Raw genomic sequence first — 16045 nt, 5'->3', positions numbered from 1 at the left:
TTCCGGCCAAGGGCGTGTTTTCGTGACCTGTAGGCGTCGGTCCCGGTCCGTGACTCAGTCCGTACGGGCGACCAGTGCGGTGGCGACGGCCATGAGGCCTTCTCCGCGGCCGGGGAATCCGAGGCCGTCGGTGGTGGCGCCGGAGACGGACACGGGGGCTCCCGCGGCTTCGGAGAGGATCTTCTGGGCCTCGTCGCGGCGCTTGCCGATTTTCGGGCGGGGTCCGACGACCTGGACGGCGATGTTCCCGATGCGGAATCCGGCCTCGCGCACGATGCGGGCGGCCTCGGTCAGGAGGGTGACGCCGGAGGCGCCGGACCACTCGGGCCGTCCGGTGCCGAAGTGCTGTCCCAGGTCACCGAGTCCGGCGGCGGAGAACAGCGCGTTGCAGGCGGCGTGGGCGACGACGTCGGCGTCGGAGTGTCCGGCGAGGCCGGGTCCCTCGCCTTCCCATTTCAGTCCCGCGCACCACAGTTCACGGCCGTCCTCGAAGGCGTGGATGTCGGTGCCGATGCCCACCTGGGGCAGCGGGGGCCCTGCCGGCGTCTGCCGGAAGCCGGACGCTTCAGAAGCCATCGGTGAGCCTCCTGCGGGTCAGGACGGCCTCGGCGAGGACGAGGTCGAGGGGGCGCGTCACCTTGAAGGCCTCCTCGTGGCCCGGTACGACCACGACGGGCAGCCCCAGCTGTTCGATCATGCTCGCGTCGTCGGTGACGTTGTCGGTGACCGTCTCGTGGGCGTGGACGAGGGTGGCGCGGTCGAAGCCCTGGGGTGTCTGGACGGCGCGCAGTCGGGACCGCTCGGGTGTGGCGACGACGGGTTCGGGGTCGCCTGTGACGGTCGCGGGCTCGACTTCCTTGACGGTGTCGGCGAGGGGCAGTGCGGGGACGACGGCCTGGGCGCCGTCGCGTACGGCCTCGATGACGGTGTCCACGGTGTCGACGGGGACGAGCGGGCGGGCGGCGTCGTGGACGAGGACGATGTCGTGATCGGGCGGCAGCGCGTCGAGGCCGAGCTTCACGGACTCCTGGCGGGTGTCGCCGCCGGGGACGACGAGGAAGTCGGTGCGCTCGGGCAGGGCGTGTGCGTCGAGCAGGCTCTTGACCTCGGCGGCGCCCTCGGGCGGGGCGACGACGACCACGAGGGAGACGGCTCGGGAGGCGGCCATCGCGCGTACCGCGTGGACGAGCATGGGCGTGCCGTTCAGCGCGCGGAGCGCTTTGGGGGCACCCGGGCCGAGCCGTACGCCGCGGCCGGCGGCCGGGATCACGGCGGCGGTGCGGGAGGCCGTACGGGGTGTCGTACGGGCTGCCTGGCCGGTGCTCGTCGGGGCTGCTTGCGCGGGTGAAGGTCGCGAATCGTCAGACATCGGTTCCTGTCAGGTTTGTGTGCTCGGCCTAGTTGGGTATGGCCTGGGCGTACCCCGCGCTCGCGAGAGTGCGGGGAAGTGCCGGGCGCGACGCCTCGACCGGACCCTTCCGTGACACCGGTCGAGTCAGCCGCCCGGGCCCGGCACGCCAAAGTATCGGGGCCCCACCTCGGCGTACGGCATCTGAGCGCGAACATGCCGCAGCGCCCGGCGACACTAATACGTCATCGGGCACCGCGGCATTTCGATGTGCTGAATGCTGAGCTGAGGCTGGCTTGCGCCGGCGTCAGGACGCGAGGACCTCGTCGAGCAGCGCCTCGGCCTTGTCCTCGTTGGTGTTCTCCGCGAGGGCGAGCTCGCTCACCAGGATCTGGCGGGCCTTGGCGAGCATGCGCTTCTCACCCGCGGAGAGTCCGCGCTCGCGCTCGCGACGCCACAGGTCACGCACGACTTCCGCGACCTTGATGACATCGCCGGAGGCGAGCTTCTCGAGATTTGCCTTGTAGCGACGGGACCAGTTCGTGGGCTCCTCTGCGTATGGTGCGCGCAGCACCTCGAAGACCCGGTCCAGCCCGTCCTGACCGACCACATCACGCACGCCGACGAACTCCGCATTGTCCGCTGGCACACGCACTGTCAGGTCACCCTGGGCGACCTTCAGCACCAAGTAGGTCTTGTCCACGCCTTTGATCTGGCGAGTTTCGATAGCCTCGATCAGCGCGGCCCCGTGATGGGGATAGACCACGGTGTCGCCAACCTTGAACGTCATGTGACAGGTACCCCTTCCGTGGCTATCCAGAGTAACACGGATACGGCGTCTACTGAATGGCGTTTTCGCAGGTCAGGGCATATCTCGGGGCTTGACAACAGCAACATGGACGTGCTGCGCGGGGCGATCGGAAGCAGGTATTCGCAGGTGGGAGGTGCTGTCCTACAGAGGTGAAACGCGTACGTTACACACATCCGGAGGCTCCTCCAGGCGGCTGAACATCCCCAAATGTCCGGTTCCAAGTGCTCGACTTCCGCTACTCCGTTCGGTGCGCGGAGTGGGATACGAGACGAATCAAGAATTGATCACGACCGGCGAGGGAAGCCGATGATCAATTCTTCAGGTGATCGGGCATTCCTTCACGGAAGATTTGCGAGGCGAGACCTTATGAGAATGTCGTCCGCCCGAGTGATCCGCCCGAGTGATCAAAGTGACTTGAGGGTCACTTGTGACCTGTGGCGCAGGAGATGAGACGGCTCGAGGGAGGGTCGGGTGCGGCGGCGCGAGGACGGCTCGGTAACCTAAGGGCCGCTGACTGACCCTTAGGGCGGCTCATCAAGAACGAAGCCGCCCCCGTGCGTTCAAGGAGTTGCCGCCGCCGTGAGCAGCAGCCTTCGACGCGGCGCCCTCGCCGCTTCCGCCATCGCGTTCTCGATCGCCTCGCTCGCCGCCTGCGGCGCCGGCAACAACTCCCAGACTCTGGAGATCAAGCCGGACAACGCTGCCACCGCCGTTGGCGACATCAAGATCCAGAACGCGGTCGTCATCACCCAGCCCGACCCGGAGTCGACCGGCCCCACCGCGATCTCCGCCACCGTGTTCAACAGCGGCGGCACCGCGCAGACGCTGGACTCGATCACCGTGGACGGCATCGACAAGCCCGTCGAACTGAAGCCCGCCAAGGGCAACGGCAAGCTGAGCATCCCGGCCGGCGGCTCGGTCGTCATCGGCGGCGCGGACAACGCCTCCGCGGTGCTGGCCGGCAGCGGCGAGGCCATCGAGGACGGCAACGCCCAGAAGATCACCTTCACCTTCAGCAAGACCGGTGACGTGAGCCTGCGCGCGTTCGTCGTCCCCTCCGAGAGCTACTTCTCCAAGTGGGGCCCGAGCGAGGTCCCGACCGCTCCGGGCGGCGCCTCCGCGAGCCCCTCGGGCGAACCGGCCGGCGGCACCTCGGGCTCGCCGTCCCCGAGCGGCTCCCCCGCCACCAGCGGCTCGCCCTCCACGAGCGGTTCCCCGAGCGGCTCGACGTCCCCGAACGCGTCGGCTTCGGAGTCGGCGGCGGGCCACTGACCGGCCGTATACACGAAAGGGCGGGACCTCTGGGAGGTCCCGCCCTTCTTCGTACCGCGTGGCTTGCGGCTCTTCGTCCGCCCGCGGTTTACGGCTCGAACTTGTAGCCCAGACCGCGCACCGTCACCAGATAGCGCGGCGCTCCCGGGTCGGGCTCGATCTTCGCGCGGAGGCGCTTGACGTGGACGTCGAGGGTCTTGGTGTCGCCGACGTAGTCGGCGCCCCAGACGCGGTCGATGAGCTGCATGCGGGTCAGGACGCGGCCGGCGTTGCGCAGCAGCATCTCGAGGAGGTCGAACTCCTTGAGGGGGAGGTCGACCTTGGAGCCGGAGACGGTCACCACGTGTCTGTCGACGTCCATGCGGACCGGGCCCGCCTCGAGGGCGGCCGGGGAGACCTCCTCGGGCTCGCCGCGGCGGCGCAGCACGGCGCGGATACGGGCGACCAGTTCCCGCGAGGAGAACGGCTTGGTGACGTAGTCGTCGGCTCCTATCTCCAGGCCGACGACCTTGTCGATCTCACTGTCCTTGGCGGTCACCATGATCACGGGGACGTTGGAGCGGCCGCGCAGCTGGCGGCAGACCTCCGTACCGGGCAGCCCCGGCAGCATCAGGTCGAGGAGGACGAGGTCGGCGCCGTTGCGCTCGAACTCGTCGAGTCCGTCGGGGCCCGTGGTCGCGACGGCGACCTCGAAGCCCTCCTTGCGGAGCATGTAGGACAGGGCGTCGGAGAAGGACTCCTCGTCCTCGACGACGAGCACACGGGTCACGGAAGGACCTCCGGGGCGGAAAGCGTTTCGTACGCGGTTGAGTCGGGGGGTGAGTCGTGGGACGGGGACTTGGACGGTGGCGAGGTGCGGGGCGCCGCGGCGGACCGCCGGACCTCGATCTCCTCGATGTCTCCTATGTCCCCGGTGTCCTCGTCGTAGTCGTCGTTGTCGGCGTCGAGGTCGGGGTGCTGCTGGGTTCGGTCGCGGGCGGAGCCCGCCTCCGGCAGCCGCAGGGTGAACGTGGAGCCCTGTCCCTCGGAGCTCCACACCGTGACCTCCCCGCCGTGCGAGGCGGCCACGTGCTTGACGATCGCCAGCCCGAGTCCCGTACCGCCGGTGGCGCGGGAGCGGGCCGGGTCGACGCGGTAGAAGCGCTCGAAGATGCGCTCCTTGTCCTTGTCGGTGATGCCGATGCCCTGGTCGGTGACGGCGATCTCGATCAGGTCGCCGCCGGGCGTGGGCACCCTGCGGGCCGCTATGCCGACGCGGGTGCGGGCGGGCGAGTAGTTGACGGCGTTCTCGACGAGGTTGCCGAGGGCGGCGGCGAGCTGGCCGCGGTGACCCCATACGCGCAGCTCAGGTGTGCCCGCCGGAGGTCCGTCGCCGCCCGCGGCCGAGGGGGCGGCGGGCCCTCCGACCGAGGCGGCCATGGTGATCTGCTTGGTGCCCGCCGCGTGCCGGCAGCGGTCGATGGCCTCGGCGACCAGTTCGTCGACGCGCACGGGCTCGGCGTCCTCGAGGGGGTCGTCGTTCTGGACCCGGGAGAGGTCGATGAGCTCCTGCACGAGGCTGGTCAGGCGGGTCGCCTCGATCTGCATGCGTCCGGCGAAGCGCTGCACGGCCTCCGGGTCGTCGGAGGCGTCCATGACGGCCTCGGAGAGGAGGGAGAGCGCGCCGGTGGGCGTCTTCAGCTCGTGGCTGACGTTGGCGACGAAGTCGCGCCGTACGGCCTCGATGCGCCGGGCCTCGGTGAGGTCCTCGACGAGCAGGAGGACGAGCCGGGAGCCGAGTGGTGCCACGCGTGCGGACACGGCGAGGGCCTCGCCCCGTCCGGTCCCCCGCCTCGGCAGGTCCAGCTCGACCTGGCGTATCTCGCCGTCGCGCCGGGTGTCCCGGGCCATCTGGAGCATCGGTTCCACGGAGAGCTTGCCGCCGCGGACCAGCCCGAGGGCGTAAGCGGCGGAGCTGGCCTTGACGACGGCGTCGGCCTCGTCGAGGACGACGGCCGAGGAGCGCAGCACGGACAGGACGGTGTCCACGCCGGGCGGCAGCACCGGGTCGGTGTGCAGGGAGGTACGCGTCGGACGTGCCTGTTCCCGCTCGCTCCAGCGGAACGCCAGCATGGCGATCACGCCGGTGAGTACCCCGGCGATCGCTGCCGCTGCGGCGACCGCCGCGTTCACGTCCATGCACCCAGGTTAGGCATGGGACACCGCCCGGCCACAGCCATCGAGGTGCGAGCTCGAACACTCGTCGCCCAGAGTTCACCTTGGAGCCAGTAATGGTTCATTTGGGGTGGCGGAAACAGACGCGTACGGGCCGGAACGTGGGAGCGTGGGGTTCGCACCGCCGGTTTCGCGCCGGAGCCCCGGCCCCCGGAACCCCGATTGACACGCACGAGAGGGAACCCTGATGCGGGACGCGTACCACGAGGAACTGGATTCGATCGGCGACGGTCTGGTGGAGATGGCCCGGCTGGTCGGGTCGGCCATCGGGCGCGCCACGACGGCCATCCTCGACTCCGACCTGAAGCTCGCCGAGACGGTGATCGAGGGCGACAAGAAGGTCGACGACCTGCAGCACGACCTGGAGGCGCGCGCGATAGCGCTGCTGGCACGGCAGCAGCCGGTGGCGACGGACCTGCGGATCGTCGTCACCTCGCTGCGCATGTCGGCGGACCTCGAGCGTTCGGGCGACCTGGCCCAGCACGTGGCGAAGCTGGCGCGGCTGCGTTACCCCGAGCGCGCGATCCCCCACGACCTGCACGCGACCATCCTGGAGATGGGCCAGCTCGCGCAGCGTCTGATGGCGAAGTCGGCCGAGGTCATCATCACCAAGGACGTTGACCTGGCGCTCCAGCTGGAGACGGACGACGACGCGATGGACCTGCTGCACCGCACGCTCTTCCAGCACCTGATGGACGACCGCTGGAAGCACGGCATCGAGACGGCCGTCGACGTGACGCTGCTCGGCCGCTACTACGAGCGGTTCGCCGACCACGCGGTGGCGGTCGCCAAGCGTGTGGTGTTCCTGGTGACGGGCGAGCACGCGGACGAGCTGCAGGCGGACGTACAGCCGGAGATCCAGCCGGCGACGGAGGGGGCGTAAGCCCTCGGCCTTGAGGTGAAGGTGCCTGTTCGGCGCGGGAGAGCCTCTGTGCGCCGTTGATGCGCCCAGCAGGGCGGGCATCCAATGGGCACAGGCACCAGCCTCGGGGGTGCCGTCAGTCGAGGAGGGACCCATGGCCGAATCCCCCATCACCACGCCCGACCCCACTCAGAACCGCCAGACCGACCAGCCGGCCGAGATCAGGACCCTGCCCCTGATCGCCGCGTGCGGCTGTGGCTCGGGCTGCGGGTGCGGGTGCCAGTCGGGCAACCCGTGTCAGTGCGGGTGAGGTCGTAGATCTCGTACGACGTGTACGACGACGGTGAAGGGCCCCGGCATCTGAGCGAGCCGGGGCCCTTCCTGCTGCCGTTGCCGGAGCGGGGCGACGGCCAGGGCACACACCGGCCTCCGCAGCGGTCGCCCCGCACGGGACGCGAGCGCACGATGGAGTAAGCAGAGACAGGTGAGCGCACCGGCGGAAGGAGGTGCGACGCCATGCCCAAGTTCATGGACGTCCACCACAACATGACCGGCATCACGGCCGAGCAGCTGCGCGAGGCGCACCAGGCCGACCTCGCCATAGAGGGAGACGAGAGCGTGCACTTCGAACGGGCCTGGGCCGACCCGGACTCCGGCATCGTCTACTGCCTCTCCGAGGCACCCTCCGCCGACGCGGTCCAGCGCATCCACGAACGCACGGGGCACAAGGCCGACGAGGTGCATCCGGTACCGCTGTCGGTATAGCGAGCGACGTCGTACGAACGGCACCTGGCACCTGGCACCGGCATTCCGGTACGCCAGGTGCCGCCGTGTTTCTGGGGTTCCCCTCGCTAGGGGCGGACGTACGGCCGGGTCATGATCTCCATGTTGTGCCCGTCGGGGTCGCCGAAGTAGGCGCCACGGCCACCGAAGAGCCGGTTGATCCGCCCGGGCTCGGTGTGGCTGGGATCGGCGTAGTACGTGACCCCGACCGCGTCCAGGCGCCCGATCATCGCGTCGAACTCCGTATCCGGGACGAGGAACGCGTAGTGCTGGCTCTGGATCGGCTCGTCCCGCTTCTCGTAGTAGTCGAGCGTCACGCCGTTACCGAGGTCGACGGGCAGGAACGGCCCGAACGGCGCGCCGACCCGCAGTCCGAGGATCGCGGCGATGAACTCGGCGGACAGGTGGCGGTCGCTGGCGTAGACGGCGGTGTGGTTCAACTGGACGGAAGGCATGAGGCAGGTATCTCCGGGTCTGTGGATCGCTGTTCGGACTCGACACGGAGAAAAACGGCGGACCTCGCGCCCGCCCGGCGCTCACGCCAAGGCCGGGACCCCAACTCGTGCATGGCCCAAGGCCGACCCGGCAGTCACGTGATCGACCTTAATGACCGTCAGGGCGGTAGACAACGGCAAGTCTTCGCCACACCGGCCACGAGGCTCATCCACGAGAGCCAAAAAAAGATCGGACGGCGATGTCGAGAACCCGTGACTGGCTCCGTCCCCGAGGTGAACGCGACCACAATGGGTCGCACCAGCACCGAGGAGAAACACCATGGCCAAGTACTTGCTGCTCAAGCACTACCGCGGCGCCCCGGCAGCGGTCAACGACGTGCCCATGGACCAGTGGACGCCTGAGGAGATCTCGGCGCACGTGCAGTACATGCAGGACTTCGCGGCCCGGCTGGAGGAGACCGGCGAGTTCATCGACGGGCAGGCGCTCGCCCCCGAGGGGACGTGGGTCCAGTACGACGGCGAGGGCCGCCCGCCGGTCACCGACGGCCCGTTCGCCGAGACCAAGGACCTCATCGCCGGCTGGATGGTGATCGACGTCGACAGCTACGACCGCGCCGTCGAGCTGGCCGGGGAACTGTCCGCCGCCCCTGGGGCGGGCGGCAAGCCGATCCACGAGTGGCTGGAACTGCGCCCGTTCCTGGCCGCGCCGCCCACCATCACGGAGTGCCCTCATCGATGACCTCATCGATGAACGAGGCCCTGCTCCGGAGCCTCACGCCGAGCGTGCTCGCCATCCTCGTCCGCCGCGGAGCCGACTTCGCGGCGGCCGAGGACGCCGTGCAGGACGCGCTGGTCGAGGCGGTCCGCGTCTGGCCGGCCGACCCTCCGCGGGATGCGAAGGGCTGGCTGATCACCGTGGCCTGGCGCCGGTTCCTCGACGCGACCCGGGCGGACGCCGCCCGCCGCCGACGTGAGGACCTCGTCGACGAGGAGCCGGCGCCCGGACCCGCGCCCGCGGCGGACGACACGCTCCAGCTCTACTTCCTGTGCGCCCACCCGTCGCTGACGCCGTCGTCCGCGGTCGCGCTCACGCTGCGCGCCGTCGGCGGGCTGACCACCCGCCAGATCGCCCGGGCCTACCTGGTGCCCGAGGCGACCATGGCGCAGCGCATCAGCCGCGCCAAGCGCACCGTCTCCGGCGTCCGCTTCGACCAGCCCGGCGACGTCGCCACCGTGCTGCGCGTCCTCTACCTGGTCTTCAACGAGGGCTACTCCGGCGACGTCGACCTCGCCGCCGAGGCCATCCGGCTCACCCGGCAGCTCGCGGCCGCGATCGACCACCCCGAGGTGGCGGGGTTGCTCGCCCTCATGCTGCTCCACCACGCCCGGCGCGCCGCCCGGACCGCGCCCGACGGCAGCCTGGTACCGCTCGCCGAGCAGGACCGCGGCCAGTGGGACACCAAGTCGATCGCCGAGGGCGTCGAGATCCTCCAGTCGGCCCTCGCCCGCGACCGGCTGGGCGAGTTCCAGGCCCAGGCCGCCATCGCGGCACTCCACGCCGACGCGCCCACCGCCGAGGAGACCGACTGGGTGCAGATCGTCGAGTGGTACGACGAACTCGCGCGCCTGACCGACAGCCCGGTCGTCCGCCTCAACCGCGCGGTGGCCGTCGGCGAGGCCGACGGACCGCGCGCCGGCCTGGCGGCACTCGCCGAACTGAAGGACTCATTGCCCCGCCACACCGCGGTGGCGGCCTACCTCCACGAGCGCGACGGCGACCTGGAGAAGGCGGCCGGGCTGTACGCCGAGGCGGCCCACAAGGCACCCAACCTCGCCGAACGCGACCACCTGACCCGCCAGGCCGCCCGCCTCAACGCCCGTCTCAACGCCCGCCGGTGCCGCTGAGGGGTCGCGCTCGGGCTTTCCCAGGGCTTGTCGGCACCCCGAGTACCAGAAGCCTCGGCTCTTCCCTGGCATGGCCCTGATGCCGACTTGGTTGGGTTCTTGAGGCTCTGCCCGTCACTTCTCCTGCATCCAGGCGAGGGTGATCTGCGCTTCACTGACACGCCAGCCCGCCGGGGTCCGCACCACGGTCCAGTCGATGCGCAGTCCGCTCGTCCGATACGGCGGTTCGCCGTCGCGGTAGAAGTACGTGATGCCGTTCGCCGTGGCCTTCGCACGGTCACCGTCCACGCTCACCAGGACATCGCTGTGCACGTGCTGGGTGCGTTCTCCCTCGACCTGGCTCCGGTTCAGCAGGGCGGTCACCTCGTCAAGGCCGTGCAGCTCGCCGCGGGGTGAGCGCGCCACGACGTCCTCGGTGTAGACGGTGTGGACTTCGTCGTAGCGGTGTTCGTCCAACAGCCTGGCCAGGCGGGCGAAGAGTTCGGCGACTTCGAGGCGATCGTCGGCTCGGGTGACAGAGGACGCGAGGGACGCAGAGGACACGATGTCTCCATTGAGGGTGGGTCCAACATTGGTGGGACCAACACTATGCCCAGAGTGTTGGTCCCACCAACACAATTTAGAGTGGATGCCATGAACGAGATCCCCGAGCGCCTGACGGCGAAGCCGAGCTGGCTGATCACCCAGCTGGCCGTGCACACCCGCCGGCTGGTGTCCGCCGGTTTCACCGCTGCGGGCGCACGCGGCTACCACTACCGCCTCCTGGCCGCACTGCACGAGTTCGGCCCCATGAGCCAGGCAGAACTCGGCCGCCGCTGCCGTGTCGACCGCAGCGACGTCGTGGCAGCCCTCGGCGAACTCACCGAGCAGGGCTTCGTCATCCGCACCCCGGACCCGGACCACGGGCGGCGCAACAAGGTGACCCTCACCCCGGACGGGGCCCGACAGCTGCGGACCATGGACCAGGTGCTCGACCAGGTGCAGGACGAGCTGCTCGGCCCCCTGCCGGAGGAGGACCGGCAGACCCTGACGCACCTGCTCGGCCGCGTCCTCGCTCACCACGAACCGCGTTGACCACGATCACACGGGGAGGCTCCGGCCCGTACCGCCCGGCCAGCGCTACGGCACTTCTACGCGTCCGTGCTCATGGACGCCGAAGAGAGCATCCCGGCTCTTGCCGAGTACCTCGGGCACTCCAATCCGGAGCTGACGCTCAAGGTGTACGCGCACCTCATGCCGAGCAGTCGGGAGCGGGCTCGGAAGGCTCTCGGGCAAGCGCTCCGGCCGCAGAATCCGGAGGACTGAGGGCCCAGAGTGGTCACGGGCCGTAGAAAATGCCTCCCATCCGCGCCGTTTGCTCAAGTGGGAGGCATGATCACAATCTCTACTTCTTCTTGCCCTGGGTCTTGGCGGGGATCTTGGCGACCTGCGTTTTCCCTGTTCAGGAGCGGTGGGCACCTGCGCGTGGTGGTCGTGGTGACGCACCCCTCTTCCATGTCCCACCACTCCTTGGCCACGCCATGGTTGAGCAGCTGCTGCACCTTGGCGAGATCGGCGCTGGGCGGGACGTCCAGGGCGACCATGCCGAACCGTTCAATGCCCTCGCCGCAGACTCCGAGTTCGTGAAACGCATGGATCACGCTCTGCCGTGCAGCCCCAGAGCCGCCGTCACGGAACACGATGAGGCGGATGGTGCAGTTCTCCGAACGCCGAACCACCTCGCCGGCCCATCGCACACCCTCCCCGTCGGGCTCGGTGGCCACGACGTCCCCGCAGGCAACGCCCCGAACGAACCAGGGGATGTTGTCGAGCCGCACGGTGCCGTCGCCCTGGTCGACAACCCACAGACTCCACCGACGCCGGGGGCCAGTCGTCCTCGCTCTCAAGCCGGAAGTGCACCTTCACGTACGGGCCCTCCCATCCCGGGCAGGGGTGGCTTTCCTGAGCCTCGGCACCCGTAGTAGCCGACCCGGGTCGCTTGTAGGTCATCACGTGTGTGATGACTACATCGTGTGGAGTCGGAGAGGAGGATCCAGGCGGCCATGGTGGTCGCTGGCGCCGGCTACCTGCTGCGGTTCCCGCGGAAAGGCAAGGTAGACCGGCTTGGTCCTCGATCCTCGGGGGTGTCGCCGGACCGTTCACCTCGCCTGCGGCGCACCTCCGTGGTGCGATGGAACGTGGGCAGGAAGGAGAGAGTGATGGTCCCACCAGCAGCGGAGCGCAAGAGTGGCGCGGCCCCGGTATCAGTCCGCCCGCTGGATGAGGCGGACCTGGATCTGGCCGATGAGATCTGCAGGGTCGCCTTCGGGACCTTCCTGGGGGCACCTGATCCGTTCGGGACCGTCGACTACGTCCGCACCCGCTGGGCGGCCGATCCACAGGCGGCGTTCGCGGCGACGGTCGAGGGCGAAGTAGTTGGATCGAACTTCGCCGCCAACTGGGGCACCGTCGGGTTTTTCGGACCGCTGACCGTACGTCCGGATCTGTGGGACCAGGGCATCGGCAGGCGTCTGATGGAGCCGGTCATCAACTGCTTCGACGCCTGGGGGAATCGCCACCTCGGCCTGTTCACCTTCGCCCACAGTCCCAAGCATCTTGAGCTCTACCGCCGGTACGGTTTCTGGCCCCGATTCCTCACAGCCATCATGAAGAAGCAGGTCACAGACGGTGCCGCAGTCCCCGGCCGGGTGCTTTATGGCGAACTGCCCGCCACCGAGCGGCCCGACGCACTGAGCCTCTGTCGCGCACTGACCGGAGCCGTGTACGAGGGCCTGAGCCTGGAACGCGAGATCGTGGCCGCGCACGCGCAGGGACTCGGTGACACCATCCTGCTCCATGGCGCCGGCTCCGAGCTCGACGGCCTGGCCGTCTGCCACTGCGGAGCCGGGTCGGAGGCTGGCGTGGACGTGTGCTTCGTCAAATTCGGCGCCGTACATCCTGGTCCGGAGGCCGCCGACCGGTTCGAGCGACTGCTCGACGCATGCGAGCGGCTGGCCGCCGAGCGCGGGCTGGGGCAACTGGACGCTGGCATGAACCTGGGTCGCCCGGATGCCTACCGGCGCATGATCGACCGCGGTTTCCGCACCTGGTTGCAGGGCGTGACCATGCACAGGCCCAACGAACCCGGGTACAGCCACCCCGACGCGTATGTGATCGACGACTGGCGTTGACCACCGCCGCGCTCGGCCCGCCAGGAAGGCCCGGTGCTGTCAGAACCCGTGAATATTCCAAGCCAGTTCCGACGGCAAGAAGTGGAAGCCCGCGCTCGCCAAGGCCGGTGTCATCCCCAAGGCCAAGAGCTGCGAGCACGCCGCCGCCCGGGAGCACGGCATGCACGCGCTCCGGCACTTCTACGCCTCCGTGCTCCTGGACGCCGGGGAGAGCATCAAGGCACTTGCCGAGTACCTCGGGCACTCCGATCCGGGGCTGACGCTGAAGGTGTACGCGCACCTCATGCCGAGCAGTCGGGAACCTCAGCCCGTGTGATCTTGAGGCCGGAGTGCCTTGCCGAGAGCCTTCCGGGCCCGCCCCTCGGCTACCAGGAAACCGGCCAGCTTGGCTGGGCTCCAGGTCGAGAACGGCAGGCCGTGCTCGGCTGGCTTGGTTTTGGCGATCTTCTTGATCTCCCGGCCGGTCCGGGCGAACAGGGTCTGGTCCATGGAAGATTCAACGGAGGCGAGACGGGTCCGGCGGACACGGTGGGAAAGACATTCCGCTCGGCCCGGACCAGGTCGCGGTGAGCATCCGCCAACGCCGCGCGGGTGCGTCGAGGAGATCGCCGTCGCGCCCGCCGGCCGGGAGAGGGTGACGCTCGCCGCGGGCGTGGAGGTGCTGCCGGTGATCACACAGGGCTGGCAGATATATTTCGTAGCTCGATATATGCTCGATGCATGACCAGACAGAATCCGCCCTTGACGGAACCGCAGTACTTCATCCTTGCTGCGCTCATGGATGGTCCGTTGCACGGTTACGGCATCATCAAGGCTGCCGAGCAGGCCACCGACGGGCGGCTCCGGATCGCTGTCGGCACTCTCTACGGCGCGCTGGAGCGGATGGAGCGGGCCGGGCTGGTGGCCGCCGGCCATGAGGAGATCGTGGACGGGCGGGCGCGGCGCTACTACCGGCTCACCGAGGACGGCACCGAGGCGCTCGGCCGGGAGGCGCTGCGGATGCAGCAGGCGGCGGCCGTCGTCATCGGACGCTCGCGGGATGCCGGAGCGGCCCCGGCATGAACCGTCTGCTGCTTGCCGCCTACCCCGAGCCCTACCGTTCCCGGCAGGGAGAGGAGTTGCTGACCTGCCTGTCCGAGGCGTACCCCGGCCGATCCTGGCCCCCGCCGCGGGAAGTTGCCGCCCTGGTGCGCGCCGGGGTGCAGGCCCGCGCCCGTGCCGTCGTCGACGACATGGCCCGGCCGTGGTGGCTGGACGGCATCCATCTGTCCGCCCTGGCCCTCGCCGCGCTGGCGCTGGTGCCGTACTTGCAGGATGTGTGGCACTGGGCACTGCACATCGACCCCGGACAGCACGCCATCGCCTTCCACTTCTCCGGCTGGTACCCGTGGGCCGAAGGTCCCACGCGGATACGGCTGCTGCCCTACGGGCTGCTCCCGCTGGGCTGCCTGATCGCCCTGCTGCGCGGCAGACCGTGGATCGCGCTGCCGGCCGCGGCAGCCATGATCTGGGCCGGCGCCACGTCCCACGGCCGCACCCTCTTCGGCGACGAGGGCAAGGCGGGCCTGGGCTACTACGGTCTTGGCGCCCCGATAACGGCCCGTGACCTGGTGCTGTCCGGGGCACTGTGCACCGCGTGCGCCGTGCTGGCGGCCTGCCGTCCCAGCCGTCTGCGACGCCGCTCGTACCGCTGGCTGGCCCCCGTCGTGCTCGCCATGTTCGTGGCCGGGGGCCTGCACATCATCTCCGTCAGTCCGGCTTTCCAGCGCGGTTTGTTCGTCCTCGAAGTCGCCGCGCTGATCGCCGCGTGGGTGGCGACGGCCGCCACCGGCGACCACCGGTGGCTGATCCCCGTCGCGGCGTTCGCGATCGTCCGCACGCAGGCGATCGTCGTCCGGCCGGACGCGTTCATGCAGTCCTTTCCGGACCTGGTCGTCCTCATCCTGCTGATCGCACCTCTCCCCGCCGTGGCGATCGCCGCCCAGCGCCGACAGGGGCAGGCTCTCGCCGAATAGGAGCGGACCCCCGGTGGGCCGGCCGAGCCCGGCGGCCCACGTCGTGCCGGAAGACGTGCGTGACCGAACTCCCCCCCAACGGAAGAAACAGAGCGATGACTCAGCACGATTATCGGTCCCTGCCCGCGCACCGTCCGGGGGCCTCAAGGCAGGCCCCCGAGGCCCCCGACGACCCCAGCCCGTCGCGTACGACACGGCCGTGGATGCCGGCTCTGCTGTACACCCTGGGGTTCCTGACGGTCTACTTGCTCGCCATCTGCACCCCGTGGGGGCAACGAGCTGAGAACGCCCTGTTTCATCTCGGTAAACAGGGCGGCGAAGAAGCATGGATCTACCCCCTGTCAGGATCGGCCTACGGCTCGACGCCCCTGCCGCCGTTGGAATTGAGCGCCAAGCCCACCGTGATGGTGGGCCTGGCCGTCATCGTGGTCCTCACCCTGGTGCGGCGGTGCTGGCGGCAGGGGTGCGCGGCGCTCGGGGTCGTCATTCTCACGACCGGAGGCAAGGAGGTGCTCAAATCGACCATCCTGCCCCGCCCCGATCTGGTGGGCGCGCCGGAGAATCTCCTTGATCAGGGTTTCCCCAGCGGGCACACGGCCATCCCCGCCGCGCTGACCCTCGCCGCCGTCCTCGTGGTTTCCCCCCGCATCCGCCCCTACGTCGCCACGGCCGGTGTGCTGTGGCTCGCCTGCATCGCCGCCGCCAGCGCGACCATGGGCGGCCACCGGCCCAGCGAAGTGCTGGGAGCCACACTGTTGGCCTGTGCCTGTTACGGCCTCGCAACCTGGCTGCTGCCGCCAGCCGCCGTGCCAGGCGCCACGCGGAGCCCCCGTGCGCTGCCCGTCATCACCCTGACGCTGGCACTGGCCGTCGCCCTCGTTTCCGGCGCACGGAACGACACCCTCACAAGGTCACTGGTCTCCGCGGCGACGGCCTTCATATGTGCGGCCCTGGTCTGGTACGCCGCAGTCGGGTGGCCCGCACACACCGCACGCCGCACACGCCCCGCACTGGACTGACCACCCGGCCGGCTCCGGGCGGGAACCAGCGCATCCTGGCAAAGCGGCGGTCCGACGCCACCGCCCAGTCGTAGAAGCCGTCGACGCCCGAGCGGGGATGCGCTATCGCCCGGCGTGTCCTCCCGTAGTCCGGTCAACAGGCCGGTGTCGCCCGGCGCGGCAACCGGACGGCCAGAATGATCACGTCCGGG

The 16045-nt window shown here is 69.6% G+C and carries 19 protein-coding genes and 3 pseudogenes; 13 read left to right on the top strand and 9 right to left on the bottom strand.

Features of this window, described 5'->3' with window-relative positions; all coding sequences use genetic code 11:
• Positions 1 to 54: 54 nt before the first annotated feature.
• The 3 genes from ispF to ACFYWX_RS12200 form a co-directional block, all read right to left on the bottom strand.
• Positions 55 to 576 carry a 2-C-methyl-D-erythritol 2,4-cyclodiphosphate synthase gene (ispF, locus tag ACFYWX_RS12210; protein ID WP_389423886.1) on the bottom strand — a complete coding sequence of 174 codons (522 nt, stop codon included), beginning with the start codon at positions 574 to 576 and terminating at the stop codon, positions 55 to 57.
• On the bottom strand, positions 566 to 1369 hold the full coding sequence (gene ispD, locus ACFYWX_RS12205; RefSeq protein WP_389423885.1) for a 2-C-methyl-D-erythritol 4-phosphate cytidylyltransferase: 804 nt from the start codon (positions 1367 to 1369) through the stop codon (positions 566 to 568). Before ispD ends, ispF begins: the two co-directional genes overlap by 11 nt.
• Before the next feature lie 286 nt (positions 1370 to 1655).
• The gene (locus ACFYWX_RS12200) at positions 1656 to 2138 is read right to left on the bottom strand and encodes a CarD family transcriptional regulator (protein ID WP_003953493.1); all 483 of its coding nucleotides are present in this window, start codon (positions 2136 to 2138) and stop codon (positions 1656 to 1658) included.
• Between the two features lie 600 nt (positions 2139 to 2738).
• Between ACFYWX_RS12200 and ACFYWX_RS12195 the strand changes: the two genes are divergently transcribed.
• Positions 2739 to 3431: a DUF461 domain-containing protein gene (locus tag ACFYWX_RS12195; protein WP_389423884.1), complete on the top strand. Its 693-nt coding sequence runs from the start codon at positions 2739 to 2741 to the stop codon at positions 3429 to 3431.
• Between the two features lie 88 nt (positions 3432 to 3519).
• Here ACFYWX_RS12195 and ACFYWX_RS12190 read toward each other — a convergent pair whose 3' ends face one another.
• On the bottom strand, positions 3520 to 4200 hold the full coding sequence (locus ACFYWX_RS12190) for a response regulator transcription factor (protein WP_266890667.1): 681 nt from the start codon (positions 4198 to 4200) through the stop codon (positions 3520 to 3522).
• Positions 4197 to 5609 carry a sensor histidine kinase gene (locus tag ACFYWX_RS12185; protein ID WP_389423883.1) on the bottom strand — a complete coding sequence of 471 codons (1413 nt, stop codon included), beginning with the start codon at positions 5607 to 5609 and terminating at the stop codon, positions 4197 to 4199. Before ACFYWX_RS12185 ends, ACFYWX_RS12190 begins: the two co-directional genes overlap by 4 nt.
• Before the next feature lie 223 nt (positions 5610 to 5832).
• Between ACFYWX_RS12185 and phoU the strand changes: the two genes are divergently transcribed.
• The 3 genes from phoU (at position 5833) to ACFYWX_RS12170 (ending at position 7272) form a co-directional block, all read left to right on the top strand.
• The gene (gene phoU / locus ACFYWX_RS12180) at positions 5833 to 6528 is read left to right on the top strand and encodes a phosphate signaling complex protein PhoU (protein ID WP_389423882.1); all 696 of its coding nucleotides are present in this window, start codon (positions 5833 to 5835) and stop codon (positions 6526 to 6528) included.
• A 133-nt stretch (positions 6529 to 6661) separates the two neighbouring features.
• Positions 6662 to 6817 carry a hypothetical protein gene (locus ACFYWX_RS12175; protein WP_389423881.1) on the top strand — a complete coding sequence of 52 codons (156 nt, stop codon included), beginning with the start codon at positions 6662 to 6664 and terminating at the stop codon, positions 6815 to 6817.
• Between the two features lie 206 nt (positions 6818 to 7023).
• Complete coding sequence (locus tag ACFYWX_RS12170; protein WP_389423880.1) at positions 7024 to 7272, top strand: SCO4226 family nickel-binding protein; 249 nt, start codon at positions 7024 to 7026, stop codon at positions 7270 to 7272.
• Between the two features lie 86 nt (positions 7273 to 7358).
• On the opposite strand, the gene ACFYWX_RS12165 is transcribed toward ACFYWX_RS12170, so the two are convergent.
• Entirely contained in the window at positions 7359 to 7745 is a 387-nt protein-coding gene (locus ACFYWX_RS12165; protein ID WP_389423879.1) for a VOC family protein, read from the bottom strand.
• Positions 7746 to 8064: 319 nt separating this feature from the next.
• On the opposite strand from ACFYWX_RS12165, the gene ACFYWX_RS12160 reads away from it, so the two are divergent.
• Complete coding sequence (locus tag ACFYWX_RS12160) at positions 8065 to 8484, top strand: YciI family protein (RefSeq protein ID WP_389423878.1); 420 nt, start codon at positions 8065 to 8067, stop codon at positions 8482 to 8484.
• Between the two features lie 8 nt (positions 8485 to 8492).
• Positions 8493 to 9650: an RNA polymerase sigma factor gene (locus tag ACFYWX_RS12155; RefSeq protein ID WP_389424079.1), complete on the top strand. Its 1158-nt coding sequence runs from the start codon at positions 8493 to 8495 to the stop codon at positions 9648 to 9650.
• A 114-nt stretch (positions 9651 to 9764) separates the two neighbouring features.
• Here ACFYWX_RS12155 and ACFYWX_RS12150 read toward each other — a convergent pair whose 3' ends face one another.
• Positions 9765 to 10193, bottom strand: coding sequence for a nuclear transport factor 2 family protein (locus ACFYWX_RS12150; protein ID WP_389423877.1), 429 nt, complete (start codon positions 10191 to 10193; stop codon positions 9765 to 9767).
• 90 nt (positions 10194 to 10283) lie between these two features.
• Here ACFYWX_RS12150 and ACFYWX_RS12145 point away from each other — a divergent pair, with 90 nt between their 5' ends.
• Both ACFYWX_RS12145 and ACFYWX_RS12140 read left to right on the top strand, forming a co-directional pair.
• Positions 10284 to 10724: a MarR family winged helix-turn-helix transcriptional regulator gene (locus ACFYWX_RS12145; RefSeq protein ID WP_389423876.1), complete on the top strand. Its 441-nt coding sequence runs from the start codon at positions 10284 to 10286 to the stop codon at positions 10722 to 10724.
• Between the two features lie 42 nt (positions 10725 to 10766).
• A pseudogene (locus tag ACFYWX_RS12140) lies at positions 10767 to 10955 on the top strand (site-specific integrase); the annotation flags it as partial.
• A gap of 53 nt (positions 10956 to 11008) precedes the next feature.
• Here the strand turns inward: ACFYWX_RS12140 and ACFYWX_RS12135 are convergent.
• Positions 11009 to 11467 carry a DUF4265 domain-containing protein gene (locus tag ACFYWX_RS12135; protein WP_389423875.1) on the bottom strand — a complete coding sequence of 153 codons (459 nt, stop codon included), beginning with the start codon at positions 11465 to 11467 and terminating at the stop codon, positions 11009 to 11011.
• A 225-nt stretch (positions 11468 to 11692) separates the two neighbouring features.
• On the opposite strand from ACFYWX_RS12135, the gene ACFYWX_RS12130 reads away from it, so the two are divergent.
• Both ACFYWX_RS12130 and ACFYWX_RS12125 read left to right on the top strand, forming a co-directional pair.
• The gene (locus tag ACFYWX_RS12130) at positions 11693 to 12820 is read left to right on the top strand and encodes a GNAT family N-acetyltransferase (protein ID WP_389423874.1); all 1128 of its coding nucleotides are present in this window, start codon (positions 11693 to 11695) and stop codon (positions 12818 to 12820) included.
• Between the two features lie 79 nt (positions 12821 to 12899).
• Positions 12900 to 13136: pseudogene (locus ACFYWX_RS12125) on the top strand (tyrosine-type recombinase/integrase); the annotation flags it as partial.
• A 41-nt stretch (positions 13137 to 13177) separates the two neighbouring features.
• Here ACFYWX_RS12125 and ACFYWX_RS12120 read toward each other — a convergent pair.
• Positions 13178 to 13279: pseudogene (locus ACFYWX_RS12120) on the bottom strand (helix-turn-helix domain-containing protein); the annotation flags it as partial.
• 261 nt (positions 13280 to 13540) lie between these two features.
• On the opposite strand from ACFYWX_RS12120, the gene ACFYWX_RS12115 reads away from it, so the two are divergent.
• The 3 genes from ACFYWX_RS12115 to ACFYWX_RS12105 all read left to right on the top strand — a co-directional run bounded on the left by ACFYWX_RS12115 (position 13541) and on the right by ACFYWX_RS12105 (position 15854).
• On the top strand, positions 13541 to 13882 hold the full coding sequence (locus ACFYWX_RS12115; RefSeq protein ID WP_037689838.1) for a PadR family transcriptional regulator: 342 nt from the start codon (positions 13541 to 13543) through the stop codon (positions 13880 to 13882).
• The gene (locus tag ACFYWX_RS12110; RefSeq protein WP_389423873.1) at positions 13879 to 14835 is read left to right on the top strand and encodes a hypothetical protein; all 957 of its coding nucleotides are present in this window, start codon (positions 13879 to 13881) and stop codon (positions 14833 to 14835) included. Before ACFYWX_RS12115 ends, ACFYWX_RS12110 begins: the two co-directional genes overlap by 4 nt.
• A 203-nt stretch (positions 14836 to 15038) precedes the next feature.
• Complete coding sequence (locus ACFYWX_RS12105) at positions 15039 to 15854, top strand: phosphatase PAP2 family protein (RefSeq protein WP_389423872.1); 816 nt, start codon at positions 15039 to 15041, stop codon at positions 15852 to 15854.
• The last annotated feature ends 191 nt before the right edge of the window (positions 15855 to 16045 follow it).

Source organism: Streptomyces sp. NPDC002888 (assembly GCF_042888465.1).
Classification (GTDB): Bacteria; Actinomycetota; Actinomycetes; order Streptomycetales; family Streptomycetaceae; genus Streptomyces.
This window is presented reverse-complemented; position numbering and strand designations above follow the sequence as displayed.

Coding starts and splice junctions, on each gene's coding strand:
- ispF (WP_389423886.1), bottom strand. CDS start 576: ATGGCTTCTGAAGCGTCCGGCTTCCGGCAGACGCCGGCAGGGCCCCCG.
- ispD (WP_389423885.1), bottom strand. CDS start 1,369: ATGTCTGACGATTCGCGACCTTCACCCGCGCAAGCAGCCCCGACGAGC.
- ACFYWX_RS12200 (WP_003953493.1), bottom strand. CDS start 2,138: ATGACGTTCAAGGTTGGCGACACCGTGGTCTATCCCCATCACGGGGCC.
- ACFYWX_RS12185 (WP_389423883.1), bottom strand. CDS start 5,609: ATGGACGTGAACGCGGCGGTCGCCGCAGCGGCAGCGATCGCCGGGGTA.
- phoU (WP_389423882.1), top strand. CDS start 5,833: ATGCGGGACGCGTACCACGAGGAACTGGATTCGATCGGCGACGGTCTG.
- ACFYWX_RS12175 (WP_389423881.1), top strand. CDS start 6,662: ATGGCCGAATCCCCCATCACCACGCCCGACCCCACTCAGAACCGCCAG.
- ACFYWX_RS12170 (WP_389423880.1), top strand. CDS start 7,024: ATGCCCAAGTTCATGGACGTCCACCACAACATGACCGGCATCACGGCC.
- ACFYWX_RS12165 (WP_389423879.1), bottom strand. CDS start 7,745: ATGCCTTCCGTCCAGTTGAACCACACCGCCGTCTACGCCAGCGACCGC.
- ACFYWX_RS12160 (WP_389423878.1), top strand. CDS start 8,065: ATGGCCAAGTACTTGCTGCTCAAGCACTACCGCGGCGCCCCGGCAGCG.
- ACFYWX_RS12155 (WP_389424079.1), top strand. CDS start 8,493: ATGAACGAGGCCCTGCTCCGGAGCCTCACGCCGAGCGTGCTCGCCATC.
- ACFYWX_RS12145 (WP_389423876.1), top strand. CDS start 10,284: ATGAACGAGATCCCCGAGCGCCTGACGGCGAAGCCGAGCTGGCTGATC.
- ACFYWX_RS12130 (WP_389423874.1), top strand. CDS start 11,693: ATGGTGGTCGCTGGCGCCGGCTACCTGCTGCGGTTCCCGCGGAAAGGC.
- ACFYWX_RS12115 (WP_037689838.1), top strand. CDS start 13,541: ATGACCAGACAGAATCCGCCCTTGACGGAACCGCAGTACTTCATCCTT.
- ACFYWX_RS12110 (WP_389423873.1), top strand. CDS start 13,879: ATGAACCGTCTGCTGCTTGCCGCCTACCCCGAGCCCTACCGTTCCCGG.
- ACFYWX_RS12105 (WP_389423872.1), top strand. CDS start 15,039: ATGCCGGCTCTGCTGTACACCCTGGGGTTCCTGACGGTCTACTTGCTC.